This is a genomic window from Tardiphaga sp. P4_G1, assembly GCF_056401215.1.
On record NZ_JBFUJU010000010.1, the window covers coordinates 126,159 to 152,655 of the forward strand.

18 protein-coding genes are annotated in these 26,497 nt (G+C 62.0%); 9 read left to right on the forward strand and 9 right to left on the reverse strand.

Annotated features, from left to right (window positions below; translation table 11 throughout):
- Positions 1 to 99: 99 nt before the first annotated feature.
- The 6 genes from AC1DUY_RS23290 (at position 100) to AC1DUY_RS23315 (ending at position 7,901) form a co-directional block, all read left to right on the forward strand.
- Positions 100 to 2,043 carry a PrkA family serine protein kinase gene (locus AC1DUY_RS23290; RefSeq protein WP_089267701.1) on the forward strand — a complete coding sequence of 648 codons (1,944 nt, stop codon included), beginning with the start codon at positions 100 to 102 and terminating at the stop codon, positions 2,041 to 2,043.
- Positions 2,044 to 2,067: 24 nt separating this feature from the next.
- A complete protein-coding gene (locus tag AC1DUY_RS23295; RefSeq protein ID WP_170849644.1) occupies positions 2,068 to 3,339 on the forward strand; it encodes a YeaH/YhbH family protein in 1,272 nt (423 codons plus the stop codon).
- Positions 3,336 to 4,871 carry a SpoVR family protein gene (locus AC1DUY_RS23300; protein ID WP_120287342.1) on the forward strand — a complete coding sequence of 512 codons (1,536 nt, stop codon included), beginning with the start codon at positions 3,336 to 3,338 and terminating at the stop codon, positions 4,869 to 4,871. The genes AC1DUY_RS23295 and AC1DUY_RS23300 overlap by 4 nt, the downstream gene beginning before the upstream one ends.
- 97 nt (positions 4,872 to 4,968) lie before the next feature.
- Positions 4,969 to 5,244, forward strand: a complete 276-nt coding sequence (locus tag AC1DUY_RS23305) for a metal/formaldehyde-sensitive transcriptional repressor (RefSeq protein WP_231078968.1) — start codon at positions 4,969 to 4,971, stop codon at positions 5,242 to 5,244.
- Positions 5,245 to 5,255: 11 nt separating this feature from the next.
- On the forward strand, positions 5,256 to 6,164 hold the full coding sequence (gene dmeF / locus AC1DUY_RS23310) for a CDF family Co(II)/Ni(II) efflux transporter DmeF (RefSeq protein WP_478117440.1): 909 nt from the start codon (positions 5,256 to 5,258) through the stop codon (positions 6,162 to 6,164).
- A gap of 144 nt (positions 6,165 to 6,308) precedes the next feature.
- Complete coding sequence (locus AC1DUY_RS23315; RefSeq protein WP_478117442.1) at positions 6,309 to 7,901, forward strand: class I adenylate-forming enzyme family protein; 1,593 nt, start codon at positions 6,309 to 6,311, stop codon at positions 7,899 to 7,901.
- On the opposite strand, the gene AC1DUY_RS23320 is transcribed toward AC1DUY_RS23315, so the two are convergent.
- The 3 genes from AC1DUY_RS23320 to AC1DUY_RS23330 form a co-directional block, all read right to left on the reverse strand.
- A complete protein-coding gene (locus AC1DUY_RS23320; RefSeq protein ID WP_478117444.1) occupies positions 7,902 to 9,491 on the reverse strand; it encodes a gamma-glutamyltransferase family protein in 1,590 nt (529 codons plus the stop codon).
- Between the two features lie 68 nt (positions 9,492 to 9,559).
- A complete protein-coding gene (locus tag AC1DUY_RS23325) occupies positions 9,560 to 10,771 on the reverse strand; it encodes an amidohydrolase family protein (RefSeq protein WP_478117446.1) in 1,212 nt (403 codons plus the stop codon).
- Positions 10,772 to 10,864: 93 nt separating this feature from the next.
- The gene (locus tag AC1DUY_RS23330; RefSeq protein WP_231078961.1) at positions 10,865 to 11,335 is read right to left on the reverse strand and encodes a MarR family winged helix-turn-helix transcriptional regulator; all 471 of its coding nucleotides are present in this window, start codon (positions 11,333 to 11,335) and stop codon (positions 10,865 to 10,867) included.
- Positions 11,336 to 11,485: 150 nt separating this feature from the next.
- Between AC1DUY_RS23330 and AC1DUY_RS23335 the strand changes: the two genes are divergently transcribed.
- Positions 11,486 to 11,908 (forward strand): organic hydroperoxide resistance protein, encoded by a 423-nt coding sequence (locus AC1DUY_RS23335; RefSeq protein ID WP_231078959.1) that lies wholly within the window; start codon positions 11,486 to 11,488, stop codon positions 11,906 to 11,908.
- A gap of 95 nt (positions 11,909 to 12,003) precedes the next feature.
- On the forward strand, positions 12,004 to 13,746 hold the full coding sequence (locus AC1DUY_RS23340; protein WP_231078958.1) for a cytochrome c biogenesis protein DipZ: 1,743 nt from the start codon (positions 12,004 to 12,006) through the stop codon (positions 13,744 to 13,746).
- A gap of 9 nt (positions 13,747 to 13,755) precedes the next feature.
- On the opposite strand, the gene AC1DUY_RS23345 is transcribed toward AC1DUY_RS23340, so the two are convergent.
- The 6 genes from AC1DUY_RS23345 to AC1DUY_RS23370 all read right to left on the reverse strand — a co-directional run bounded on the left by AC1DUY_RS23345 (position 13,756) and on the right by AC1DUY_RS23370 (position 25,339).
- On the reverse strand, positions 13,756 to 15,129 hold the full coding sequence (locus AC1DUY_RS23345) for a VWA domain-containing protein (protein WP_478117449.1): 1,374 nt from the start codon (positions 15,127 to 15,129) through the stop codon (positions 13,756 to 13,758).
- Between the two features lie 2 nt (positions 15,130 to 15,131).
- Entirely contained in the window at positions 15,132 to 16,079 is a 948-nt protein-coding gene (locus AC1DUY_RS23350) for an AAA family ATPase (RefSeq protein ID WP_478117451.1), read from the reverse strand.
- Between the two features lie 133 nt (positions 16,080 to 16,212).
- Positions 16,213 to 16,974 (reverse strand): thermonuclease family protein, encoded by a 762-nt coding sequence (locus AC1DUY_RS23355; RefSeq protein WP_478117453.1) that lies wholly within the window; start codon positions 16,972 to 16,974, stop codon positions 16,213 to 16,215.
- 92 nt (positions 16,975 to 17,066) lie between these two features.
- On the reverse strand, positions 17,067 to 17,966 hold the full coding sequence (locus AC1DUY_RS23360; protein WP_478117455.1) for an EamA family transporter: 900 nt from the start codon (positions 17,964 to 17,966) through the stop codon (positions 17,067 to 17,069).
- Positions 17,967 to 18,077: 111 nt separating this feature from the next.
- Complete coding sequence (locus AC1DUY_RS23365) at positions 18,078 to 24,227, reverse strand: autotransporter-associated beta strand repeat-containing protein (protein ID WP_478117457.1); 6,150 nt, start codon at positions 24,225 to 24,227, stop codon at positions 18,078 to 18,080.
- Between the two features lie 278 nt (positions 24,228 to 24,505).
- Positions 24,506 to 25,339, reverse strand: a complete 834-nt coding sequence (locus AC1DUY_RS23370; protein ID WP_478117459.1) for a LytTR family transcriptional regulator DNA-binding domain-containing protein — start codon at positions 25,337 to 25,339, stop codon at positions 24,506 to 24,508.
- Between the two features lie 309 nt (positions 25,340 to 25,648).
- On the opposite strand from AC1DUY_RS23370, the gene AC1DUY_RS23375 reads away from it, so the two are divergent.
- A complete protein-coding gene (locus tag AC1DUY_RS23375; RefSeq protein WP_478117461.1) occupies positions 25,649 to 26,482 on the forward strand; it encodes an MBL fold metallo-hydrolase in 834 nt (277 codons plus the stop codon).
- Positions 26,483 to 26,497: the final 15 nt, after the last annotated feature.

The window sequence follows — 26,497 nt, forward strand, 5'->3', positions numbered from 1 at the left end:
TAGTGCTGATGTTGAGTCGCGATCGGAAAGACGCGTTCCGTTACCACCTTAGGAGCATCGCGACCAACAGGACGGCCGACCAGCAAGGAGAGAGGGATCATGTACAACGATTCTCTGTTCAATGCGTTCGCTAGAAGTTACGAAGCCCGAAGTGAGACGGACATGTCGATGTCCGAGTATCTGGAATCCTGCAGAGGGGACCCGATGCGATATGCGAACGCGGCGGAACGCCTACTGGCGGCGATCGGCGAGCCTCAAATGATAGACACGGCCAAGGATCCACGCCTTGGCCGTATTTTTTTGAATCGTACCATCCGTAGCTATCCAGCCTTTGCCGGCTTTCACGGCATGGAAGATACGATCGAACGCATCGTCGCCTTCTTCCGCCATGCGGCGCAGGGCCTCGAAGAGCGCAAGCAGATTCTCTATCTGCTCGGCCCGGTCGGCGGCGGCAAATCATCGCTTGCCGAGCGCCTCAAGGCCTTGATGGAAGTCCATCCTATCTACGTGCTGAAAGCTGGCGACGAGCTCAGCCCGGTCTATGAAAGCCCGCTCAGCCTGTTCGATCCCGACACGCTCGGCCCGATGATCGAAGAGAAATACGGTATTCCGCGCCGGCGGCTTACGGGTCTCATGAGTCCGTGGTGCTATAAGCGGCTCGAAGCTTTCGGCGGCGACATCTCGCAATTCCGCGTCGCCCGCATTCAGCCGTCGCGATTGCGCCAGATCGCCATCGCCAAGACCGAACCCGGTGACGAGAACAACCAGGACATCTCCTCGCTAGTCGGCAAGGTGGATATCCGCAAGCTCGAAATCTTCGCCCAGAACGATCCCGACGCCTACAGCTATTCCGGTGGCCTCAACCGCGCCAATCAGGGCGTGCTTGAATTCGTCGAAATGTTCAAGGCGCCAATCAAGATGCTGCATCCGCTGCTGACGGCGACGCAGGAAGGCAACTATATCGGCACCGAAAACATCGGCGCCATCCCGTTCACCGGCGTGATCCTCGCCCACTCCAACGAATCCGAGTGGCAGAGCTTCAAGGCCAACAAGAACAACGAAGCCTTCATCGACCGCATCTGCGTCATCAAGGTGCCCTACTGCCTGCGCGTCACCGAAGAACAGAAGATCTACGAGAAGCTCATTCAGGGCTCCGAACTTGCCACCGCACCTTGCGCACCGGCGACGCTGGAAACCCTGGCACGCTTCTCCGTGATGTCGCGGCTGCGCAAGCACGAAAACTCGACCACCTTCGCCAAGATGCGGGTCTATGACGGCGAAAGCCTGAAAGAGTCGGATCCAAAGGCCCGCAGCGTTCAGGAATACAAGGACGCCGCCGGTGTTGATGAAGGCATGGACGGTGCCTCGACGCGCTTCGCGTTCAAAGTTCTGGCCGCAACCTACAATCACGACACGTCGGAGATTGGGGCGGATCCCGTACACCTGATGTATACGCTGGAGCAAGCGATCCGCAGGGAGCAGATGCCTGATGAAGTCGAAAAACGTTATCTCGAATTCATCAAGGCCGAGCTAGTACCGCGTTATGCGGAATTCATCGGTCACGAAATCCAGAAAGCCTATCTGGAATCCTATTCGGACTACGGCCAGAACCTGTTCGATCGCTACGTCGACTATGCCGATGCCTGGATCGAGGATCAGGACTTCAAGGATCCTGACACCGGACAATTGCTCGATCGCGAATTGCTCAATCAGGAACTGAGCAAGATCGAAAAACCGGCCGGAATCGCCAACCCCAAGGACTTCCGCAACGAAGTCGTGAAGTTCTCGCTTCGCTCGCGGGCACAGAACGGTGGAAAGAATCCGACCTGGACGAGTTATGAGAAGATCAGGGAAGTCATCGAAAAGCGCATCTTCTCTCAAGTTGAAGATCTGCTTCCGGTGATCTCCTTCGGATCGAAGAAGGACGGCGAGACCGAGAAAAAGCATGACGACTTCGTCGCACGGATGATCGTTCGCGGCTACACCGAGCGCCAGGTTCGCCGTCTCGTCGAATGGTATATGCGCGTGAAACAGGCCGGCTGACGCAAGGAGCCAACATACGTGGCCATGCATATCGTCGATAGACGCCTGAACCCGAGCAGCAAGAGTCTGGAGAACCGCCAGCGGTTCTTGCGACGCGCGAAAGCTCTGGTTCAGGGAGCCGTCAAGAAAGCCTCCCAGGACCGCGACATCAAAGACGTCCTGGAAGGCGGCGAAGTGTCCATCCCGCTCGACGGGATGAACGAGCCCCGCTTTTATCGCGAAGGCGGCATTCGCGACCGGGTGTTGCCCGGCAACGTGAAATTCGTGGAAGGTGATTACCTTCAGCGGCCGCAATCGAAGAGCGGCAGATCGAACGATGCCGGTGAAGGCGACGGCGAGGATGCATTCCGGTTTGTGCTCAGCCGGGAGGAGTTCGTCGACATTTTCCTCGACGACCTGGAACTGCCGGATCTTTCCAAGCGCAAGCTGGCCGAAGTCGAAAACGAAGGCCTGCGCCGCGCCGGATATACGACGTCCGGTTCGCCTGCCAATATCTCGGTCAGCCGCACCGTACGCTTGGCCATGGCACGACGGGTTGCACTGCAGCGACCGCGACCCGAGGCCATTGCACAGTTGGAAGCTGAACTGGAGCATTGCAGTGACGAGCGCCGCCCCGAATTGCTGGCAGAGATCACGCGACTGAAATCCAAGATGCGGCGGATTCCGTTCATCGATCCCATCGACATCCGCTATCGCCGCTTCGAGAACGTGCCGAAGCCGGTGGCGCAGGCGGTGATGTTCTGCCTGATGGACGTCTCCGGCTCGATGTCCGAGCACATGAAGGATCTCGCCAAGCGGTTCTACATGCTGCTCTACGTCTTCCTGACGCGTCGCTATCGCAAGGTCGAGATCGTCTTCATCCGTCACACCGACCGTGCCGAGGAAGTCGACGAGCAAACCTTCTTCCACGGCCCCGCGTCGGGCGGCACGCTGGTTTCCAGCGCACTGCAGGCCATGCATGAGATCGTGCAGTCACGCTATCGCCCCGCCGACTGGAATATCTATGCCGCACAGGCCTCGGACGGCGACAACTCCTATGCCGACGGGGATCTCTCCGGTCGCCTGCTCAAGGACATGATCCTGCCGGTGACGCAGTTCTTCGCCTATCTGGAAGTGGGCGAGAGCGGCAGCCACCCGTTCGAAATGTCGGAATCCTCGCTGTGGACGCTGTATCAGCGGCTGCGCGCGGAAGGTGCACCGCTGTCGATGCGCAAGGTCAACGACCGCAGCGAGATTTTTCCAGTGTTCCACGACCTGTTTCAACGTCGCCAGGCCAAGGAGAGGGTGGCTCCATGACAGACCGTCTCTACGAAGGCGCGGACTGGGACTTCACCACATTGCAGCGCATCCACGATGCCTGCGAGGAGATTGCCGAAAAGGAGCTCGGCCTCAACGTCTACCCGAACCAGATCGAGGTCATCACCGCCGAACAGATGCTGGACGCTTACTCGTCCGTAGGCATGCCGCTGTATTACAAGCACTGGTCGTTCGGCAAACAATTCGCCCATCAGGAAGCGTCCTATCGCAAGGGCCTGATGGGTTTGGCCTATGAGATCGTTATTAACTCGTCGCCATGCATTTCCTACCTGATGGAGGAAAACACGGCGACGATGCAGACGCTGGTAATTGCCCACGCCGCTTTCGGCCATAATCACTTCTTCAAGAACAATTATTTGTTCAAGCAGTGGACCGACGCCGACGGCATTCTCGACTATCTCGATTTTGCCAAGGGCTATGTGGCGCAGTGCGAGGAAAAGCATGGCCGCGCAGCGGTGGAGCAGACGCTCGACGCCGCGCACGCGCTGATGTCGCACGGCGTCGATCGCTATCCCGGCAAAAAATCGCTGGATTTGCGGGCCGAGGAAAAACGCGCCAAAGAGCGCCGCAATCACGAAGAAACCTCGTTCAACGATCTGTGGCGCACGGTGCCGACCGGGCGGGCGAAGAGTGCCTCACTGCTCAGCGCGGAGCGACGACGCGCTCTGCTCGGCCTGCCGCAGGAAAACCTGCTGTATTTTCTGGAGAAATCCGCACCGCGCCTGAAGACCTGGCAGCGCGAACTCATCCGCATCGTCCGGCACATCTCGCAATATTTCTACCCGCAAGGTCAGACCAAGGTGATGAACGAAGGCACGGCCACTTACGTGCACTATCGCATCATGAGCCGACTGCATCAGACCGGACAGATCTCGGACGGCAACTTCCTGGAATTCCTGCAGTCGCACACCAATGTCGTGTTCCAGCCGAATTACGATGACCGGCGCTTCTCGGGCTTCAACCCCTATGCGCTCGGCTTCGCAATGATGCAGGACATCGAAAAAATCGTCACCGATCCGACCGACGAAGACCGCGCGTGGTTTCCCGATATCGCCGGCAAAGGCGATGCAATGGCGGTCCTGCGCGATATCTGGGCGAACTACCGCGACGAGAGCTTCGTCAGCCAGTTCCTGAGCCCACGACTGATGCGCCACATGCGGATGTTCCACCTGCATGACGACCCGGCCGTGTCGGAAGGCATCCGCGTCGACGCCATCCATGACGAGCGTGGCTATCGCCGCGTCCGACGTGTACTGGCGCGTCAGTACGACGTCGGCCTGATCGATGCGAATATCGAAGTGGTGGACGTCGACCTCGCCGGCGATCGCCGGCTGATGCTGAAGCATTCGGTGCTCAATGGCGCCCTGCTTAATGAGCCCGATGCGAAGCGGGTGCTGCAGCATCTCGCCGATCTCTGGAGCTACGACGTCTCGCTTGCCGAGGTCGATGCTTCCGGCCTGGTGCTCAAGGAACATGTCGCCCATCCCCGCGTGATGGCTGCGGCCGCCTGATCGATCCCTCTCCGTTTCCTCCCGCAAACTCCCCTGCCCGGCTTGTCGCCGGGCGGGGACTTTCGCTCGGACGAAATATAGGGTAGGGGACTACCCTATGTCGCATCTCACCGCTAACAAGACCAAGCTGCTCGCCCGGGTCCGTCGGCTCGCCGGCCAAATGGCCGCCATCGAGAAGGCCATCACCGAAGACGCCGGCTGCGCCACGATTCTGCATCAGGTCGCAGGCGTGCGCGGCTCCGTGAGCGGGCTGATGGATGAACTGATCGAGGACCATGTCCGCGAGCATGTCGCCCATCCCGGTCTCAGCGCCGACGACCGGGCGGCCGGCGCCGAAGAACTCGTCGCCGCTATCCGGCGGTACGCGAAATAAGGACCGGCAGTATGCGCACCCACGACATCGACCACCTGTCCCACGAGCACATGTTTCTTGGCGACAATCATGACGAGAACACCCGCCGCACGCTGTGGGTGGTCGTCCTTACGACGCTGATGATGGTCGGCGAGATCGTTGCCGGCACTGTCTTCAACTCGATGGCGCTGCTGGCTGACGGCTTCCACATGGCGACACATGCCGTGGCGCTCGCCATTGCTGCGGGCGCTTATGCCTATGCGCGCCGCAACGCGCATAACCGCCGCTTTACTTTCGGCACGGGCAAGGTCGGCGATCTCGCCGGCTTTGCCTCCGCGTTGGTGCTGGCGATCATCGCCATCGGCATCGCCGTCGAATCCGTGCAGCGGCTATTCAATCCGTCCACAGTCGCCTTCGGCGAAGCCACGGTGATCGCCGTCATCGGCTTGATCGTGAATATCGCCAGTGCGTTTCTGCTGAGCGGCGGCCATCATCACGACGGTCATGACCACGACCATCACCACGGCGCGCATCATCACGACAACAACATGCGCTCCGCCTTCATGCATGTGCTGGCCGATGCGCTGACCTCGGTGCTCGCCATCGCCGCGCTGCTAGCCGGCCGCTATCTGAACTGGGTTTGGCTCGATCCCGTGATGGGCATCGTCGGCGGCATCGTCATCGCCGCCTGGGCGTGGAATCTGCTGCGCGACACGGCGGCCGTGTTGCTCGACACGTCAGATCCGCATCTCGAACAGGAAATCCGCGATGAGGTCGAGCGCCCCGGCGACGCCCGCATCTTCGACCTCCACGTGTGGCGCGTCGGCCCCGGTGCGCATGCCGCGATCGTCGGCTTTGCCGGCGGAGCCAGCACAGAGACGGTGCGGCAGCGCCTCGCCGCCGTGCATGAATTGCAGCACGTGACTGTGGAAGCGCGCTAGCGTCGGACGCACATCTCCCGCGTTACGAGCCATGCAGCGAAGCGGGTTGGCATTCGCAGCATGGCTGATTAACCTGACGTCATCATCGCCAGCCAAATGGCGGGGCGTGCCGATTGCGGCGCGCAAAAAACGTCTGGGACGGACATGCAAGGACAGATCGCGCCGGACACCTCAACGCCGGCCACCCGCCATGAAGTTCTCTACGGCGAACGCGTCGTCACCTGTTTCTCCGATCGCCCGCCGACCCTCGACGCCATGCTGCGCGCCGCAGTCGCGCGGAAGCCTGATGGTGTTGCGCTGGTGCTCGGCGAAAAACGCGTCACCTATGCGGAGCTCGACCGCGTCGCGGAGAATATCGCTCGCAATCTGATCGCCTCCAGCTTCAAAAGGGGCGAACGCATCGCGATGCTGCTCGGCAACTGCCTGGAATTCATCTTCTGCGCGCTCGGCGCCGTCCGCGCCGGCATGATCGTCGTCCCGCTCAATACGCGGCAACGCGCCCCCGAGATCGACTATGTGTTGCAGCAGTGTGGGGCTTCAGCGCTCGTCTATGACGCCGACTGCGAGGCCAACCTGCCCGCACCACGTGCGAACTTGCGTAATCAGTGGGTGGTCGGCAGCGGCCGTGCGCCATCGTTTGCGGAGCTGACGAAAGATGCGCCTGCCGCTGCGCTTCCCGAACTCCATCAGGAAGACACCGCTTTTCTGCTCTATACGTCAGGCACCACTGGCAACCCGAAAGGCGCGATGCTCACCCATGCGAGCATCATCCATTCGCTGCTCAACTTCCAGCATGGCTATGGCCTGCACGACGGTGACGTCACCATGCTGGCGGTGCCAGCATCGCATGTCACCGGGCTTGTGGCATTGATCCTTGCGACCATCAATGTCGCCGGAACGACGGTGATCCTGCCGACCTTCAAGGCACCGGAGTTTCTCGCTGTCGCGGCACGCGAGCGCATGACCTACACACTAATGGTGCCCGCGATGTACAATCTCTGCCTGCTGCAGCCGGACTTCGAGACCCACGACCTCACGGCCTGGCGCATCGCCGGCTTCGGCGGGGCGCCGATGCCGGAAGCGACCATCACGCGCCTTGCGCAGGTGCTGCCGAAGCTCAATCTCTGCAATGCCTATGGCTCGACCGAAACCACCTCACCCGCGACGATGTTTCCGCCCGGCTCGCCCATCAGCAAGATCAATTCGGTCGGACGCCCGGTAACCGGCGCGCATATCGTGGTTGCTGATGATGACGGCCACGAGGTGCCGGCCGGCCAGGACGGCGAATTGCTGATTGCCGGCGCTATGGTCGTGCCGGGCTATTGGGACAACCCGGATGCGACGCGCACCGGCTTCGTCGGCGGCTATTGGCGCTCCGGCGATATCGGCCGCATGGATGCGGACGGCTATGTCTATGTGGTCGACCGCAAGAAGGACATGATCAATCGCGCCGGCTTCAAGATCTACTGCACCGAGGTCGAAAACGTGATGTCACATCATCCCGCCATCGTCGAAAGCGCAGTGGTGGGCAAGCCGGATCCAGTGCTGGGCGAACGCGTACACGCCTTCGTCTATAGCCCCGATGGCGGCAACGAGGCCGACATCCGCAAATACTGTGCGGAGCGGCTGTCCGATTACAAGGTGCCGGACACCATCACCTTCCTGAAGGAGCCGCTGCCGCGCAACGCTAACGGCAAGATCCTCAAGACCGAGCTACGCAAGATGATGGCGAACTGATCACCAAGCGGCGACAGCGCCATCCGAGCGCGGGTCCGTCGCGCCTTCGAGCACGCCGTTGACGTGCAGCACGATGGCGCCGGCATGGCCCATGGTGCCGGTATAGCTGCCGAGCACCTCGACCACGTGACCGGCATCCCGAAGCTGCTGAATCAATGCGGGATCGAAGCGATCCTCGACCTTCAGCGTGACGCTCTCGTCGCCCCAAGTCTTGCCGAGCAGCCAGCGCGGCGCGGTCACGGCCTGCTGCAGCGGCATACCGAACATGCCGTAGCGTGAGAACACCGCCGACTGCGTCTGCGGCTGACCTTCGCCGCCCATATTGCCATAGACCATACGGCGACCGTCATCGAAGATCGCCATCGCCGGATTAAGCGTGTGGAATGGCTTGCGGTTCGGTTTCAGCGCATTCCAGCCACTCTCGGCAAGCCGGAACGAGGCGCCACGATTCTGCCAACAGATCCCGGTTTCCGGCAGCACGACGCCGGAGCCGAACTCGAAATAGACCGACTGGATGAACGACACCGAACGGCCCTGTTCGTCGATGACGCCGAGCCAGATGGTATCGCCGGGCTTGCGCACATGCGGCCACGGCAGCGCAATCTTGCGATCGATATGGCGCGCCAGTTCGTCCAGCTTGGCGTCGTCGAGGAAAGCCGCAGGATCCACCGTCATGTGATCGGGATCGCCGACATGCTCGTCGCGGACGATGAAGGCCTGCTTGGTGGCCTCGATCAGACCGTGGATGTGATCGAAACCTTCGGCCTGGGTGACGCCGAGCCGATCGAACATCGCGAGGATCATCAGCGACGACAGACCCTGCGTCGGCGGCGCCATGTTGAACAGCTGCGCGCCGCGTACGGTGGTCGATAGCGGCGGGCGCTCAGTGGCTTGATGGCTTTGCAGATCGACAGCGGTGACTGGCGACTCCACCCTGGCGAGATCGGCGGCGATCGTCTCGGCCAGCTTGCCCTTGTAGAAACTCTCGAAGCCCTCGACGGCCAGACGCTTCAGCGTCGCACCGAGCGCCGGCAGCTTCATAATATCGCCTTCGGCCGGCGCCTGCCCGTTCGGCATGAAAGTCCCGGCGAAATTCGGCTGGTCTTTCAGCTCCGCGAATTTCTCAGACGTCAGTTCGGATTGGCTGCGCGTGACGACGATGCCGTTCACGGCATAATAGATTGCGCTGTCGAGCAGGCGTTCGCGCGACAGCGGCTTCTGCCAATGCTTCGAAACATCCAGCGCCTTCTGCCAGCCGGACACCGTGCCAGCCACGGTGTTGGCAGCGAGCGGTCCGCGGAACGGAATCGCTGAAGCGCCCTTCGACGCATAGTAAGCAAGGTCCACCGCTGCGCCAGCGCGGCCACAGGCATCCACCGTGATCGGCGCCTTGCCGGGCTCGGCGATCAGCCAGAAGCCGTCGCCGCCGATGCCGGTCATGTGCGGATAGACCACTGCGAGCGCCGCCGCTACGGCGATCGCCGCTTCCACAGCGGTCCCGCCGTCCTTGAGCACATCGAGACCGGCCTGCGACGCCAAGTGATGCGGCGAGGTCACCATGCCCCGTCGCGCGCGCGGTGTTTCAAGCATTCGTCGTCTCCAGAACTCGTGGCATGCCAGCTTTGTGTGGCGCAGTCGTAACGCGTCCAGCCGATGATTCAAGCCTTTCGGGCGACGATCTCGCCGTCCCGCGCAACCAGCCGGCCGTTCTTGTAGACCGCGCGGCGCTTTGGCAGATCGACCACGACCTGCGGCACGTGCGGTGCATCGATGGCGACGAAGTCGGCCTTGGCGCCGACGCGGAGGCCGTGATCTTCCAGCCGCAGCGCTTTCGCACCACCGGCCGTGACGATGTCGAAGGCCAGCATCAGATCTTCATCGGTGTTGAAGCCAGAGCGATAGCCGATCATCATGGCCCGGCCGAGCATGTCGCCGTCGCCATAGGGCCACCACGAGTCGCGGATGTTGTCGCAGCCGCCGAACACCGTGACGCCGGCAGCGCGCAACAGCTTCACCGGTGGAAACGGCCGCGCACCCGGCGCATTGGTCATGATGGCGACGCCGCTCGCTGCCAGCAACTCGGCTGTTCGCTGCACGACATCTGGAGCGACATCGCCGAGCGAATAAGCGTGGCTGACGGCGACGTGGCCCTGCATGCCCAGCGCCTGCGTGCGCGAGCAAATCTGTTCTATCTCGAAAATGCCGAGCATCGAGGGATCGTGCAGATGGATATCGACATCAACGCCGCGGCGCTCGGCGATGCCGAACACCACATCGAGATGTTTCTCGACATCGCGGTCGAAGCCACCGGGATCGAGACCGCCGATCACGTTCGCACCGAGATCGAAAGCAGCATCGAGCAGATCCGGCGTGCCCGGACTGCGCAGGATGCCACTTTGCGGGAACGCGACAAGCTGGATATCGATGAGGTCGCGATGCGCCTCGCGCACGGCGAGGATGGTCTCCAGCGATGTCAGGCCGACCGAGCCATCGACCATCACATGGCTGCGCATGCGCGTGCTGCCGTGACCGAGGCAAAGCTCAAGCTGGCTCCGCGCGCGCTCGGCCATCGGCGCGGCCTTGGCCATGTTGTCGGCCTGGATGGCGACGCGCTCCTGCACGTTGAAGCCGTTCGAATAGGGCACATGCGGCCGCCAGACGTCGCCGTATAAACTGGTGTCGAGATGGATGTGACCTTCGACGAAGGACGGGATCACAAGCGTGCCGCCGAGATCGACGGTCTCTGCGGTTGTCGGTGCTGGATCGCTGCCGGATATGATCTCGGTGATCAGACCGCCACTGACGGCAATCGTGTTGAGGCTGCCGTCGGCGAATTTCGCCCGCGTAAAAATTTTGTCGATGTCGCTCACGCCAACCTCTCGGACTGATCTGCTGCCGCGAGGTTACAGGAGGACGACACAGCATGCACCCGCATGCCGGCCACTGCATGGCCGATACGCGGGTCAGCTCTCGCGCGCAGCCTTGATCAGGTTGTCGCGCAGCGTGGCAACGCCCTGCTGCATTTTCTTGAATTCGTCGGGCTCAAGACCGGATGCCTTCACGAGATTCATGGTCAGCCCCTTCTCGCGCAGCCGCCGGCCTTCGTCGGTCAGGCTGATCACCACCTGCCGCTCATCCCCGGGATCGCGCTGCCGGCGCAGATAGCCCATCGCTTCGAGCTTCTTCAGGATCGGCGTCAGCGTGTTGGACTCCAGAAACAGCTTTTCGCCGAGGCTGCCCACGGTCTGCCCGTCCTCCTCCCACAGCGCCACGATGGCGATGTACTGGGTGTAAGTCAGACCGAGCTTTTCGAGGATCGGCTTGTAGGCCCGGCCATAGGCCAGATTGGCTGAATAGATCGAAAAGCAAAGGAAATCCGACAGTTTCGGCCCGGCCTGCTCGGATTTGACCGATTTTAGCTTGCTTGATGACATGTCCGCACTCCCGTCAGGACACGAGAACGTGACCTATCGCATCCATATATATCGGATGCGATTAAATCGGAAGAGTTGACAGATGGATCGGAGCCGTTATTTGTATCGCGCTCGATTACATCGCGTACGATACAAATAGGAGCTACGACCATGACCTCGACCACCATCGAAAAGGTTCTCTATACCGCCCAGACCCACACCACCGGTGGCCGCGATGGCGCCTCGCGCAGCTCTGACGGCCGGCTCGAGGTCAAGCTGTCGCCTCCCGGCTCGGCCGGCGCCGGCACCAATCCCGAGCAAATGTTCGCGGCCGGCTGGTCCGCCTGCTTCATCGGCGCCATGGGGCGCGCCGCCGGCAATCTGAAGGTCAAGCTGCCGGCCGACGTTGCCGTCGACACCGAAGTCGACCTTGGCACCACCGGCGGCGACTTCTTCCTGCAGGCTCGCCTCAATGTCAGCCTGCCCGGCCTCGCGCCGGACATCGCGCGCCAGGTGGTCGATGCCGCGCATCAGATCTGCCCTTACTCGAAGGCAACGCGCGGCAACATCAATGTCGCGATCAACCTGATCTGACCCTCACCTTCTTCCGCGGACCGTCAACCGGTCCGCGGATCGCGGCGCTCCCCCGAATGGTCGCCGGCTTCACTCGTGTATTTTTGGAGATCACCGTGACGCTCTTCATCCTCGCTTATGCAGCCGGCCTGCTCACCATCGCATCGCCCTGCATCTTCCCGATCCTGCCGATCATTCTCGCCCGCGCGGACCAGCCGTTTCGCCGCAGCGGATTGCCCTTGCTGATCGGCCTCACACTGACTTTCGCGGTGGCCGCCAGTCTCGCCTCTGTCGCCGGCAACTGGGCGATCGAGGCAAATCGCTATGGTAGAACCATCGCCCTCATCGCAATGACGCTATTCGGCCTGGCACTGCTGTTGCCGACTCTGGCCACGCGGCTGATGGCGCCGCTGGTGCTACTCGGTGTGAAGCTGTCCGGCTGGGCCGGCCAGAATGATACAAACGCCAAACGCACACCGGTCGCTTCGCTGCTACTCGGCATAGCGACGGGCCTCGTCTGGGCACCCTGTGCCGGACCGGTGCTGGGCCTGATCCTCACCGGCGCGGCACTGCACGGGCCGGGAATCGATACCGTGTTGCTGTTGCTCGCCTATGGTCTTGGTGCGGCAACGTCACTCGCCGCCGGCATGCTACTGGGCGGACGCTTGCTCGCCAAAGCGCGCGAGCTGATGCCATGGAGCGACGGCGTGCGTCGCGCGCTGGGTGGCGCAGTGGTGCTCGGCGCTATCGCGATCTGGGCCGGACTGGATACGCGCCTGCTGACGCAACTATCTCTGCCGTCGACGACGGCGTTTGAAAGCAAGCTGATCGACACGCTGCAGCCCGCGCCATCCGCGCAGGCCGGAACGTCCATCGGCAATGCCACACCCCATGCGTCACTGTCTGGTCCGCTCGCATCGATCGTGGGCAGCAGGCAATGGCTCAACACGTCGCCGCTGAAGGCTGAAGACCTGCAGGGCAAGGTCGTGCTGGTGAATTTCTGGACCTATTCCTGCATCAACTGCCTGCGCGTGCTGCCGCATGTGCGTGCCTGGGCCGAGAAGTATCGCGATCAGGGCCTCGTCGTGATCGGCGTGCACACGCCGGAATTCGCCTTCGAGAAGAACGTTGGCAATGTCAGCACTGCAACAACGAAGCTTGGCGTCGGCTATCCCGTCGCGATCGACAACGACTTCCGGATCTGGCGCGCCTTCAGCAACAATGCTTGGCCTGCCCTCTACTTCGTCGGTGCCGATGGCCACATTCGTCATCAGGCGATCGGCGAAGGCAATTACGCGCTGTCAGAAAAGCTGATCCAGCAATTGCTCGCCGAGGCCGGCCACGAGCCAACCAACAACGCCGCAACCGTGACAGCCGAAGGCACGCAGGTTGCGGCGGACGAAGTCCAACTCCGGTCGTCGGAAACCTATCTCGGCTATGGACAGGCTACCGGCTTCACCTCACCGGGCGGCGCACGTGAAGACGTGCCGAACCTCTATCGCGGCATCGACATGCTGCCGCTAAACCGCTGGACGCTGGGCGGCACATGGACCATCGGCCGCGAATATGCGCAGCTCGATGAGGCGTCCGGCCGTATCGCCTATCGTTTCCACGCCCGCGACCTGCATCTGGTTCTCGGCCCATCACGGGACGGCAAGCCGGTGCGCTTCCGCGTCACCATCAATGGCGCAGCACCCGGCGCCAGCCATGGCACCGATACCGATGCCGAGGGATATGGCACCGTGACGGATGCGAAGCTGTATCAGCTGGTGCGGCAGGCTGGCGACGTCACCGACCGTACATTCGGAATCGAATTCCTCGATCCGGGCGTGCGGGCCTATGCCTTCACCTTCGGCTGATGACGACGGCTATTGATAGGTCGCCACGATATCCGCGACGGCGCGCTCGAGTTGCTGCGCCGTCGCGCATTGGCGCACGACATTGCAGAAGGTCGCATAGCGCGGCATTTCGGAATCGCCGAAGCCCCAGCCCATCCGTCCTTCCGGATTGAGCCAGACCAGCCGCTTCGAACGCTCGCCGATGCGGCGCAAGATGTCGGCGCGCGGATCGAGATTGTTGCTGCGGGCATCGCCGAGCACAATGACCGTGGTCTGCGCCGTGATCGCGCTCATGAAACCCTTCTCGAAATCGACGAAGGAGCGACCATAGTCGGACGAGCCGTAGCCAACCGACGACATGATCTGCTTCATCGCCTCTTCAGGTTTGTTTTTCTCCAGGACTTCGCTGACTTCGATCAGGTTGCCGGAAAAAGCGAAGGAGCGCACATCGGACACAACTTCATGCAGGCTGTGGATCAGCAGCAGGAAGAAGTCGGAGACCTGCGCAACCGAGCCCGAGACATCGCAAATAGCGACGATCTTCGGTTTGTCACGATGACGGCGCTTCCATGCCGTCATGAACGGCACGCCGCCCCAAGCAGCATTGCGGCGGATGGTGCGGCGGACGTCGAGATGGCCACGGCGCTGCCGTTTGCGCGGCTTGCTGAAGCGTTCGCGCAGCCGCCGCGCGATCTGCCGGATCAGAACGCGCATTTGCGCGATCTGCCGCTGTTCCAGCCGCGCCATCGGCGCATTGCGCAGGATCTCATTGCGCAGCGCCTCTTTCTCCTCGCGGCCATAGAGCAGCAGCGCCTGCGCGACCATCTCGCTGACGGTCTCGCGCAGACTACCGAGCGCCGTTGCAAGCCGTTCTGCATCTGCTGGATTACGGATCGTGAGCGCGTCGATGTCGTCGCGCAGTTGCGCGATCCCGAGCTGCTCGAGCACCCGGCTAGCAAACAGCCCCCGCTGGGTGAAGACACGGATGTCGGTCAGGCCGGCGGCATTCGATGCGTTTGAAAGCGCAGCGGCAATGGCGGCGCGGTCCTGCGCCAGCAGCATCTGCGCGAGCGAACCGAGTTCGGTCGAATCCTGTGCCGACGCGGTACCTGCCGCGGCGTCGGTCCCGCTCTCGCTTGCCCCCTCGCCAGTCTCGTCGTCGTCATTTGCCGCGGACGGCGCGTCGAAATCAGGATGGGTGAAGAACGTATCGAAACAGGCAGCAAGCGCCGCTTTCTCTTCGCCGGACTTCGCCATGGTCAGCAGCAGCGCATCGCGCAGGATGCCGCGATCGGAGGGACCGACCTCGGCGACCGCGCGCATCGCATCGATACTTTCGGCGGGCGAGATTCTCACCCCGGCGCCGCGCGCCGCCCGAAAGAACCGATGCAGCGTATCGCGCATGGCTAACCGAACGCGCCCTGCCGGTCGGCCTTGGCAACGAAGCCCGAGACCTGCGGCAGTGTCGCTTCGATATCGCCTTCATATTTCAGCAGCACGTTGAGCGTATCCTTGACCATCTCGTGGCCGAGTTCGGATGCGCCGAGCAGCACCAGCACCTTGGCCCAGTCGATGGTCTCGCTGACCGACGGCAGCTTCTTCAGGTCCAGCGTGCGGACCTGATTGACGAAACCGACAAGCTGCTTGCGCAGTGTCGCGGAAACACCGGGCACGCGGGTTTCGACGATGCGCTCTTCGAGCTTCGGTTCGGGGAAGCCGATATGCAGATGCAGACAGCGGCGCTTCAACGCGTCGCCAAGATCACGTTCGCCGTTCGAGGTCAGGATCACGGTCGGCGGTACGATGGCTACGACGGTGCCGAGCTCGGGGATCGTGACCTGGAAGTCGGACAGGATTTCGAGCAGCAGCGATTCGAATTCGGCGTCGGACTTGTCGATCTCGTCGATCAGAAGCACGCAGCCCATCGGCTGTTCCAGAGCGCGCAGTAACGGACGCGGCTCGACGAACTCCTTGGAGAAGAACACGTCGCCGAAATCGTGCAACTGGTCGAGCGCCTTGGCGAGCGTATCGGCCCCGCCCAGCACTTCGCCGAGCTTGTCCTTCAGGATCTGGGTGTAGAGTAGCTGTTTGGCATATTTCCACTCGTACAGCGCCTTGGCCTCGTCGAGGCCCTCGTAGCACTGCATGCGGATCATCTCGAGGCCGCGCGACGCAGCGATCGCCTTGGCGAGTTCGGTCTTGCCGACGCCGGCCGGGCCTTCGACGAGGATCGGTTTCTCGATTTTCTCGGCGAGATAGACAGCGGTGGCGATCTGCCGGCTGGCAATATAGCCGGCAGAGGCCAGGCTGCGCTCAACGGCTTCGATCGATGCTGAACTGGTGTTCTCGGCCACGCGCTTCACTCCGGATTTCGCATACTGGAATAAGCCCCTTAAACAGGTTTTGGGCGCACGCGCCCGGCTCATTTCGGCGTCCTGATTTGCTACGTGGTTCAGCCCGCGGCGTCCAGCACCACCGGCTCATCGCTCAGTTGCGGCGACTGGGGGCCTGACAGTTGAGCGCCTTGCGGTAACCCGCGGCGCGGGCGTCGTCCTCGCTGCAGAACCAGCGATCCGGCTTCGGCTGGGTCGCGTAATTCTGGCATTGGGGAATGAGATAGACGCCAACATGGCCGGTAAACTTGGCGCGGCGGACCTGTTTCGCCCGGATATTGCAGCCCGACGGCATCGCGAGATCGGTGGGAAATAGCGCCGCGCGCAGCTCCTTGTCCTTGTCGCTCCGACAAGCCGAGCCGAGCAATGGGCTGTCGCTCGCCTTGCCGCGGAACTCCGCGGGCGTCACGAAGCACCCGCGCCACAGCCCCTGGCGCTTGTCCTTGGCCGCCGTCTCATCGGACCTGAAGCTGGTCTTGGCGCTTGCCTTGTCCGACGGTTCGATGCTCACCGCATAGCCCGATTGGATCACCGCCTGATTGAGGCTACTCGTCTCGCCAACGACACTGCAGAGACCGGCGCGACGGTTCTTGTAGATCTTGTCCTCGCCAAGGTCCTCGCAGCGAACCTCGCGCTTGCCGATCAGTTTCACCAGCTGGTCCCTTGCCTCGATGCCGCAGGCCCAGTTGTCGGCATGTTCATCGACACAGGGCTGATCCACCTCCGGCGCGTCCAGGCCGGCAAGCTTGTAGGCGACATTGCCGATCTGGATCGTGTCGCCGTCCTTGACGATGGCTTCAACCGCCGAGGCCGGGTTGGCGACAAGCAGCAGGAAGAGCAGGGACAGGATGCGCATCAATCTGGTCTCGGGATCGGCACGGGGAAGGCTGCGATCAGTCCTATCGCAGCAGGCGCGCCCACGAAAGAGACATCACGCGCACTGCGCCGTCACACCGCAACCAGCATCGCCACGCCGACGACAATCAGCGCGATCCCCGACAATTCGCGAGCGGACAACGGCTGTTTGAACGAATAATAGGCGACGGCCTGCGCGAACAACACCTCGACCAGCGCCAGTGTCCGCACATTGGCGGCGGCCGTAAGTGCAAAGGCCAGGAACCAGAATTGCGAGGCGGCTGCGCCCATGAAGCCGGCCAGCATCGATGGCTTCCATAGGCCGAGGATGTCGCTCAACACCTTGGGGGCACGGGCCAGCAGACAGATGGTCAGGATCAAGGTCTGCACGAATAGTGCCCAGACCAGCGCATAGGACGCCGCCGTGACGAAACTGACACCGGGCACCGTGATGATGGCGCCGCGAAAGCCGACGGCCGACAGCGCAAAAGCCGCCGCCGCGACCAGCCCGAGGACGGTCGGCCGGATGCTGGCGATGTTGCGCGTAGCACCGGGCCGCAGCGCCGTGACGACGACTCCGATGGTCGCAATCAGGATCGCCGCGACCTTCAGCACCGTCAGATGATCGCCGAGAAAGACGAAACCGAAAATCGCGGTCTGGATCGCCTCGGTCTTGAGATAGGCCGTGGTGACCACAAAGGAGCGATCATTCATCGCTGCCAGCATGAGCCCTGTGGCAAAGATCTGGCTCAGCGCACCGAGTAGCAGCCACGGCCAGAATTCGGCTGATGGCCACGGCACCTTGTCGCCCGTCGCCAGGATGATCACCACGAAAAAGACGATCGAAAACGGGAAGCCGAACAGAAAACGGATGTTGGTGGCGCCCCAGGTCCCGAGCGGGCCGGTGAGCGAGCGCTGCATGGCATTGCGCGCCACCTGCCCCAGCGAGGCGATGATAGTGAAGGGGATCCAGAGCGAGGCGATGGTGAACATGAGGCAGGACGGGTCCGCGAGCGATGGCGCGGAACCTGACTGCGTCACGCCGCAGGGTCAAGCGGCCTGCGCCCATGCCTGCGATGCGATCGCGACCGCCTCGGACGTGGCTTACCAGACGAAGCGCACGACGCCCTTGCCGGCATGGCTGCGGGTGAGGTTGGAGAACTCGCCCTCATACGTCGCTGCGACCGACAGCCCGCTGCCGAGCATGACCTCCGCACTCGCGCTGGTCAGTGCCGCATCGGGCGCCATCGCCGCGCCGTTGACGACGAAGCTCGCACCAGGCAGCGACTGGAACGAGGCCTGCGCGACGCGATCGTGGTTGAAATCATGCGCCCAAGCGGCGCGACCACGCAGCGTGAGCAGCGTGCCATCCAGCGCAAAGGACTTGTCGGTGCGGAGACCAAGTTCGCTACGCATGGCAGTGACGTTGCGTCCGGTGTAACTGAGCGCAAAATCATTGCCGCCGGAGACAAGCGTCTCTGCATAGGCTGGCAGGTCGATATTCGTAACCTGGCCCGCGGCATAAGGCGTCAAACCCACGCCGCCAAGCCACGGCAGCACGCTCCGACGGCCAGCTTCGGCGCGCGCCGAGAAAGCGTGCGCGGTGAAGTTCGCGCGCAGCCGGTCTGCATCGACGATGGTCACCAGCCGTTCCGTAGTGATGTTCTGCCATCCGTAGGCGAGCGCAGTTGTGATATAAGCAGGGCCTTGGTGATGGCGGATGAAGCCACCGATCTGGAACAGGTCCGAATGACCTGAACCGAGATTATCCGACAAGCCGAAGCTGGTGCCGCCGCCAGCCACGGCGAAGCCGGCAAGCGTCTGTGGCGACAGCCAGGTATCGGCACCGACGGCAATGCCGCCGATCCGGCTACTGCTATTGTGCGAACCAACGACCGTATTGCCGTCGGTCGCCTGACCACCACCGAAGCCCGCAGCCCAGACGTTCCAGCGCGCTTCGAAGCTCACCGCCACAGGTGGCGCTTTGGTGATCGCACCGTAGGCGTCGCGCCAGTGCGTCGGTGAACGATCGGCCGTCGCGAAGGCATTCGAAGCTGTGTTCACGGTTGCGAGGCCGCGATTGGCAGCGAAGGGATCGGTCAGCACGCCCACGAACTGCGTCATGGCCTGCACGGTGTTCTGTTGCACGCCGGTCGAGAGTTCGCCCGACGATTGCGTCAGATCTTCCGGCGCCATCGCGCCGAGCGCATAGGGGATGCCGCCATGGCTGCCAAAATAGGCATTCAGCGACGAGGCGATGTTGTTCTGATTGATGTTGAGACCAGTCAGCTTCAGATCTACATTGAGATAGACGTTTTGAGCATCGTAGCTCAGCGTCGTGATGAACGAGGGTGGTTCGTCGCTGACGATATTCGGGCTGAACGTGCCCGTCATGCCGCCTGCGGCGTTCAAAATGGTATAGCGTTCACGCACATAGGCCGCGGGATCGAAGCTGACGCGAACGCCTGCATTGTTGAGCGACGCGGTGCCTGTGACATTGGTCCGATCCGCCGCCGAGCCAGATACTTCGACCATGTAGCTCGAAGCCGCGGCAAATGTCAGATTGCCTTGTACTGACAGCAGCCCGACCGAATTGCCCGGCGACAGCATGCCGCCATCCTGGATCTGCGTGGTGCTGACGATGCCGTTGCCGCCGAGCGTCGCGCCGCGTTCGACACTCACCATCGACGACGCGGCGATCGAGCCGTTGACGCTGAGCGTTCCGGCCTTGACGTCGGTGGCGCCCGTATAGCTATTGAGTCCGTCGAGGCGCGTAATGCCCAAGCCGCTCTGCGTGAATGAACCGCTGCCGGAGATGGCACCCGCCAATGTCAGCAGACCGTCGCGCTTCGCGACAAGTTCGCCATTGTTTATGACATTGCCGATGATCGATCCTGTGAAACCACCATCACCGATCTGCAGAATGCCCTGCGTGATCTCCGTACCACCGCTGTAAGTATTGTCTGCCGTCAGGACCATCGTGCCGGTGCCGACATGCCGGAACATGCCGATTCCCGTGATCGTGCCACCGAATGTGTAGACATCGGAACGGAAAATCTGGAACGTGCCATTATTGATGACATCGCCAATGATAGAGCCCGCTGTGCTGCCAGTGCCGAGCTGCAGCATACCGGCAGAGATCAACGTGCCACCGCGGTAGGTGTTATCATTGCTAAACACTGTAAGGCCCGCCCCGACCTGGATGAAAGCGCCGGGACCGGAGATGACGTCATTATAGGAGAAATTATCGGATCGGTTGAATGCCAGAATACCATTGTTCGTGACGTTGCCGGACAGTGTGCCGGTGGTGCCGCCATTGCCGATCTGCAGCGTGCCGGCATTGATCGTCGTGCCGCCGCTGAAAGAGCTGATGCCTGCCAGAACCAACGTGCCCCAGCCATCCTTGGTCAAGGCGCCGGCGCCCGAGACGCTTCCTGTAGTCGTGAATGTCGTACCGAACAGCGTCTCGATTGTGCCGCTGCCGGAAAGCACAATACTTCGCACGGACGTGATATCGGCCAGCGTCAGCAGCGTGCCACCCGAGAGCGTCAGCGTGCCCGTGCCGAGATTGGCGTCCGCGAGAACTGCAACGGCGCCGCCGGAAACTGTCGTGCCGCCCGTGTAAGTATTCGCTCCAGACAACAGCAGCGTGCCGCTGCCGGATTTCACGAGGCTGCCGCCGACACCGGTGATGGTGCTTGCGATGACCGTATCGCTTGCCTGGTTGAGCGTCAGTTGTGCACTTGCAAGCGCAATCTCACCACCGAAGCCGATCAGCGAATGCGTCGTGGTATTGTAACCGTTGAGATCGAGCTTGCCGCCATAGACGATCACGTCACTGTCGTTGGGCAGTGCACCGGAAGCGCCAAGCTGCAGCGTGCCAGCTTCGAGTAGCATGCCGCCAGTCCAGCTGTTGGTATTGGCCAACATCAGAGTGCCGTCGCCGGCCGTGATCAAGCTGCCGGTGCCGGACACCGTACCGGTGAGCACCAGCGCCGTTGCGGCGTCGGTATCGATCTCGCCTATGCCGAGTAACGATACGTTCCGCGCTGAGGCGATGTTTGCAGTCGTATGCAAGATGCCGTTGTCGAAGGTGAGACCGCCGGTTGCAGCGCCGAGATTCGCATTCGACGAAATCTGCAGCGAGCCTCCGCTGATGGTCGTGCCGCCAGTATAGGTACTGGTGCCGGCGAGCACGAGCGTGCCGCCACCCGTCTTGTTCACACCACCAGCGCCTACAATCGGAGCCGAAATTGTCGCCGTCTCGCCGGACAGAACACGCAGCTCACCAATACCGTCCGAACCGCCCAGCGCGGTTGGCCGCAGTTCGCCAGTGCCTTGAACAAGGTTGTAGAGACCGCCGACGAATTGCAGTCCATAGAATTTCTGCGATCCATCTATCGTGACCGTGCCGCCCGGGCCATTGAAGACGCCATAAATGGATCCCCACTGGGTATTGGCAACGCCGGCCAAATCAAACCAATTGTTGTTGAGCGCATTCCAGGTTCCGCTGCCACCCGCGGTGCCGCTCGACGCATCATCCCAACGTTGAAGGATATCGGTGCCGTTGGGCGAAGCAATGAGATCGACCACATGCAGCCGCGAGCTGTCGATCGAATAGGTGACGGGAAACAGTCCCGAGATCGGGGGCGTCGTGCCGATGGTCAGTCCGGAGATTGACGAACCGCCGGTGTAGTTGATCATACGATAGTAACCGACCGCAGGCTCGCCCGTACCACTGATATTGAACGTCACGTCGTGGAGCGAAACATCGCCATTTGCAAAGACGCTCGCTGACCTCGTCGAGGCTGCGCCGTTCGAAAAATGGCCGAGGTTGAAATCAAAGGCGCTGCCGGCGAGCATCGACAGGTTGCCGTTCACCGTCAGACGACCCGTGCCGTCAGGCGCGAGCGTGCCATCATTGAGCACCGTGGTTGCTCCGACGGAGCCATTGCCGGTGAGGCGTCCGCCCGCATCGACATTAACCGTGCCGCCGAGTTGTCCGGTCACGCCAAGCGTTGCGCTCAGGATTTCCGTGGTGCCCGTGAAAGCAGCACTGCGGCCGGACAGGATCGTGGTGCCTGACAGCACATTGATCGCGCCATTGCCGGTGATGAGATTATTGAAGAGATAGTCGCCGCTCGTATGGTTGAAATTGAGCGTGCCGCTTTGTGCGAGTTCAACCGGGCCTGTCACAACACCAGGCGCCAGAGCCGCCGCCCCGGGCTCGGATCCGATACTCAACGCACCGCTGACACCAGAGGCGCCTACTTGAATCGTACGCGCTTTCGCAACGCCCCCATTACTCACCGTCAGCGCGCCGACGGACGCTGCGCCGATCTTCAGGGTCTGGGCATCGAGCGTCGACCCGATGCCATCAACCCTCACCGTGCCATGCGTGACATAAGACGCATCGTTGCCAATTGAAGCGGTCGCTGCAGTCACATGCATGCCATCGGCAATCAGGAGCGAGCCGTTGCCGCGATATCCGACGAACAGATTGGTATTGAGCCACGATGCGCCTGGGCCAGAGACGGTGACATTGGCATCGGTACCGCTGTCATAGCCAATATAGCCATTGGCCGTCGTCAGTCTGGCGTCGCTGGCGAAACTCAGTGTGCCGGCATTGGCGCGCAGATCACCGGCGAAGGATGTCGATATGCCCGAAAGTGTCCAGCCAGCGTCGCCATTCTTTTCCAGCGCCGAGAAGCCACGATACTTGGTGCCGAGCGCGGAGAGATCAAAAGTCCCGTCCTGAGAACCACCCAGCGCAAAGATATTGGGATTGCTCGCATCCGGGCCGACGACGACATCGCCTGTAATGTTCGCGCCGGACCATAGCTCCAGCCTGTTGCCGCCGCCGGTGAACAGAATCGCCGCAGCGCGCGATCCGTCGACGTTTCGGCCGCCCTCGATCGTCCCGGCCGCAACGACCGTTATGCCGGCGCTCTGCCCAAGGATGGCGACTCCCGCCGTTCCATTCGCACCGGCGTGACCACTGCTTCCACTGCCGAGCTCCCAGCCGCCGCCGCCCGGACCGGCTGTCCCGCCCGCTCCGGCATCGCCGCCCTGCACCAGTCCGCCATTCTCGACGCGCACAGTACCGGGGCTCACCAACACGACGCCGGTGCCGCCAGTACCACCAGCGCCGCCATTGCCACCATTGCCGCCAGAAACGCCTTGGCCGCCCGATCCACCCGCCCCGCCGGTCCCGCCGATCCCGCCGAATACCGAGGCGCCGCTTCTAATGACGGTCATGCGCGCGCTTTCGACGACGATGCCGGCGCCGCCATTGCCCCCATTGCCACCACTGCCGCCATCGCCGCCGACGCCGCCGTCGGTCGCGGTGGTGATGCAGGGCGGCTGTCCGCCCGGGCAATAGTTACCGATACTATCCGGCGCGCCCGTGCCTCCATTGCCGCCGGCGCCACCCCAACCGCCCGAACCGCCTTTGATAGCGGACGCGAGCGATTCCAGGGTTTGTCCGGATGCGTAGAGTCCTATTCCACCGCCGCCGCCACCTCCTCCTCCGCCACCGCCGCCGCCGTAGCCGGGGGCCATGAAGGTTCCGTAATACGCCACAACACCATCGCCACCATCGGCGGCGGCGGCGCCACTGCCACCTGCGCCGCCCGCAATGAACTGGTTGCCGGGAACGAACGACCCGCTGAATATCCCGCCGGTGCCGCCACCGCCGCCACCGCCGCCACTGCCGCCGTCATGGCCCATTCCATGAAACCAGTTGCTGCCATCTCCACCCTTGAGCCGCTGGGGACGCTTCCCGGGCGATCCCGCGCCTCCCTGGATTTGGCCGCCCGGGAGTTGCGAACCGTTGAAGCCCAGGTTTCCACCCTGGCCGCCGTCTCCTCCTCCACTGGCATGTGCACCACTGCCCCCCTTACCGCCATTGCCGATATAAGCGTTCTTCAGCGACTCGTTCTTGGCATTCCTGCCGCCGCCACCGCCGCCGCCGCCTCCATTGGCGGGGTCGATCACACCGCCTATTCCGCCCGCTTTCGGATTGCTAGATGCATGCGCTCCGCCATTTCCGCCGACGCCCGAAGCCTGCGCATGAACCGCTTGCGACGAGGCAATCGCCGCGACCATCAGCACCGGACCCGCAAGCGACAGCAACGACAGCGTCATCGCTGTCGACGACATCAATGTGTTAGCACGGCGCGCGCCGGTGCCGCTGCTCGTACTCGAGCCGCTGCGGCACGCTGCGCTGACGACTGAAAATACCGGGAGCTTCACGATCCAACTCCAGCTCGCAGATCCACGCGAGCGAAGTTCCATGAGACACGCGATCGCATGACGAGTCGCAATCAAAGATCGACGAATCGACCTATAGGTTCGACGAACGCCCTGCAGGTTTTTCGCGTGTTGAAACGTAGCAACACACAACGCGAAAAATACTCAACACACTGACGTCGCTAACGGTTTGTTAAGTCGTGATCAGCATGCGATTGATAGCAATCGGCACGTGGAATGTGAGTCGCTAACGTGCTCGCATTCATCTCGCTTGGTGTCGTTCAAACGCCAAGGTGCGCACGTAGCTCAGCTCGGCCGGCGCGCGACACCGGCCAATGGTCTTCATAATCATGCAAGCGCAATTGCCATGCCCCGCTCGACCGGCGCACGACCTCGCGCACGAACTGATGATTGACGACGGCCGTGCGATGAATACGAACGAACCAGCCCGGCGGGATCAGGCCCAGCCACTGTGTCAGCGGCCTTGGATCGAGCACCATCGCGCCATCTACCAGCCACACCTCGGTATAGTCTCTCGACGAGCGCAGGCCGACGATTTCGGTTAATGGCGTGCCGAGAATGCCATGCGCGCGACGTAGGTAGATCAGCGCGGGATACGCAGCCTGCGAATCTTCCACACCAGAGGTGATCGGCGACCGGCCATAGCGCGCCGCCGCGATGAGATCGGCACAACGAAACAGATCAGCGATTTCATCCGACCACCGGCGCGGCGCCTCGACGGCATCGAAACCGATGCAGGCGACGAGCCTGCCGTTATGAAACACCGGCACGCTGAGTACGCTTTTGTTGTTCTGCCTGATAAACTCAGCGCGCAACGCACCGGCGCTGCGCGGCAGTGCCTCGATGTCATTGACCATCACAGCCTGCCCCAGGATTAGCCGTTGATGCAGCCAGCCGATCATTGTGACCGGCACATGCTGTAAATCCTGCACAAAGGATCCGACTCCGCCGCGACTCCACTCATGGGTGTTGCGAAAGCGCAGATGGTCGGCATCGTATTCGAACATCCATGCGCGATCTGCTTCGGCCTCCACGCCTATGACTTGGAGTATCTCGGCAATCGCCGCATCAAGTGGCCGCGTCAGCAGCAGCATCGCAGTGTCAAACACCCAACCCGATTGCGACGCCGCAACACGATCATCGCGGCTGACGAATTCCCAGGGCTGGGCTGAATTGGATGACAACTGCAATGCTCACGGTAGTGATCACAAGATCTACCCAACCATCTTACCTTAGACAACGTGTCAATCCCTGCAGCGTGGCGACTATTCCATCGCGGCACCCGGGCATCCACATCGTGCGATGCGCCGCGATCTTGGGCAGTCTCCGGCGCCACAACCAGCATTGCAGCGTCCGCTTTTGGCGATACATTGAAGCAAAGCGCATTCGGAGACTGCCGCATCATGCTGCGATTTCTGCCTGTAGTCCTCGGCACCCTGACTTGTTGGGCAATGAGTTGGGTTGTTACCCCAGCACTCGCGCAAAATGCCCCGCGCGGCAGTGAGTGTCTGGCAATGGCCACACGGCCACCACTCGCAATTCCAGTCAGTTTGCGTCGGACTGCTGCGAAGGCCGATGAAGTCTCCATCACCTATGCCGGGCACTCCACCTATTACATCGACACACCCGGCGGCGTGACTATCGCCACCGACTATAACGGCATCTACAAGCTCGATCGCGTCCCGGATGTGGTGACGATGAACCGGGCCCACAGCACCCATTACACGCTGTATCCCGACCCGCGCATCAAGACGGTATTGCATGGGTGGGGCGAGAGTGGACAGCCGGCGCAGATCCATGAGCGCATCGGCGATGTGCTGATCCGCAACGTCACGACGGACATCCGCCGCTATTATGGCGATGACGCCGGCGGCGAGATGGTGAAGGACGGCAATTCGATCTTCATCTTCGAGGTTGCCGGCCTGTGCATCGGCCATCTCGGCCATCTGCATCACAAGCTCGACGAGAGCCACTTCGCCGCGATCGGCCGGCTCGACATCGTGATGGTGCCGATCGATGGCAGCTACACAATGTCCCTCGACGGCGTATCCGAGATCACCAAGCGGCTGCGCGCCTCGGTGGTGCTGCCCATGCATCGCTTCATGACACCGCTCAGCGACTTCATGACAAAGATCGGAAAGGATTTCGAAATCGACCAGCGCAGCGCCCAAACGCTGACAATATCACTCAATGCGCTGCCCAAGGCACCGACGGTGATTATTCTCAACGGGGTTTGACGCGCCGGCGAGGCT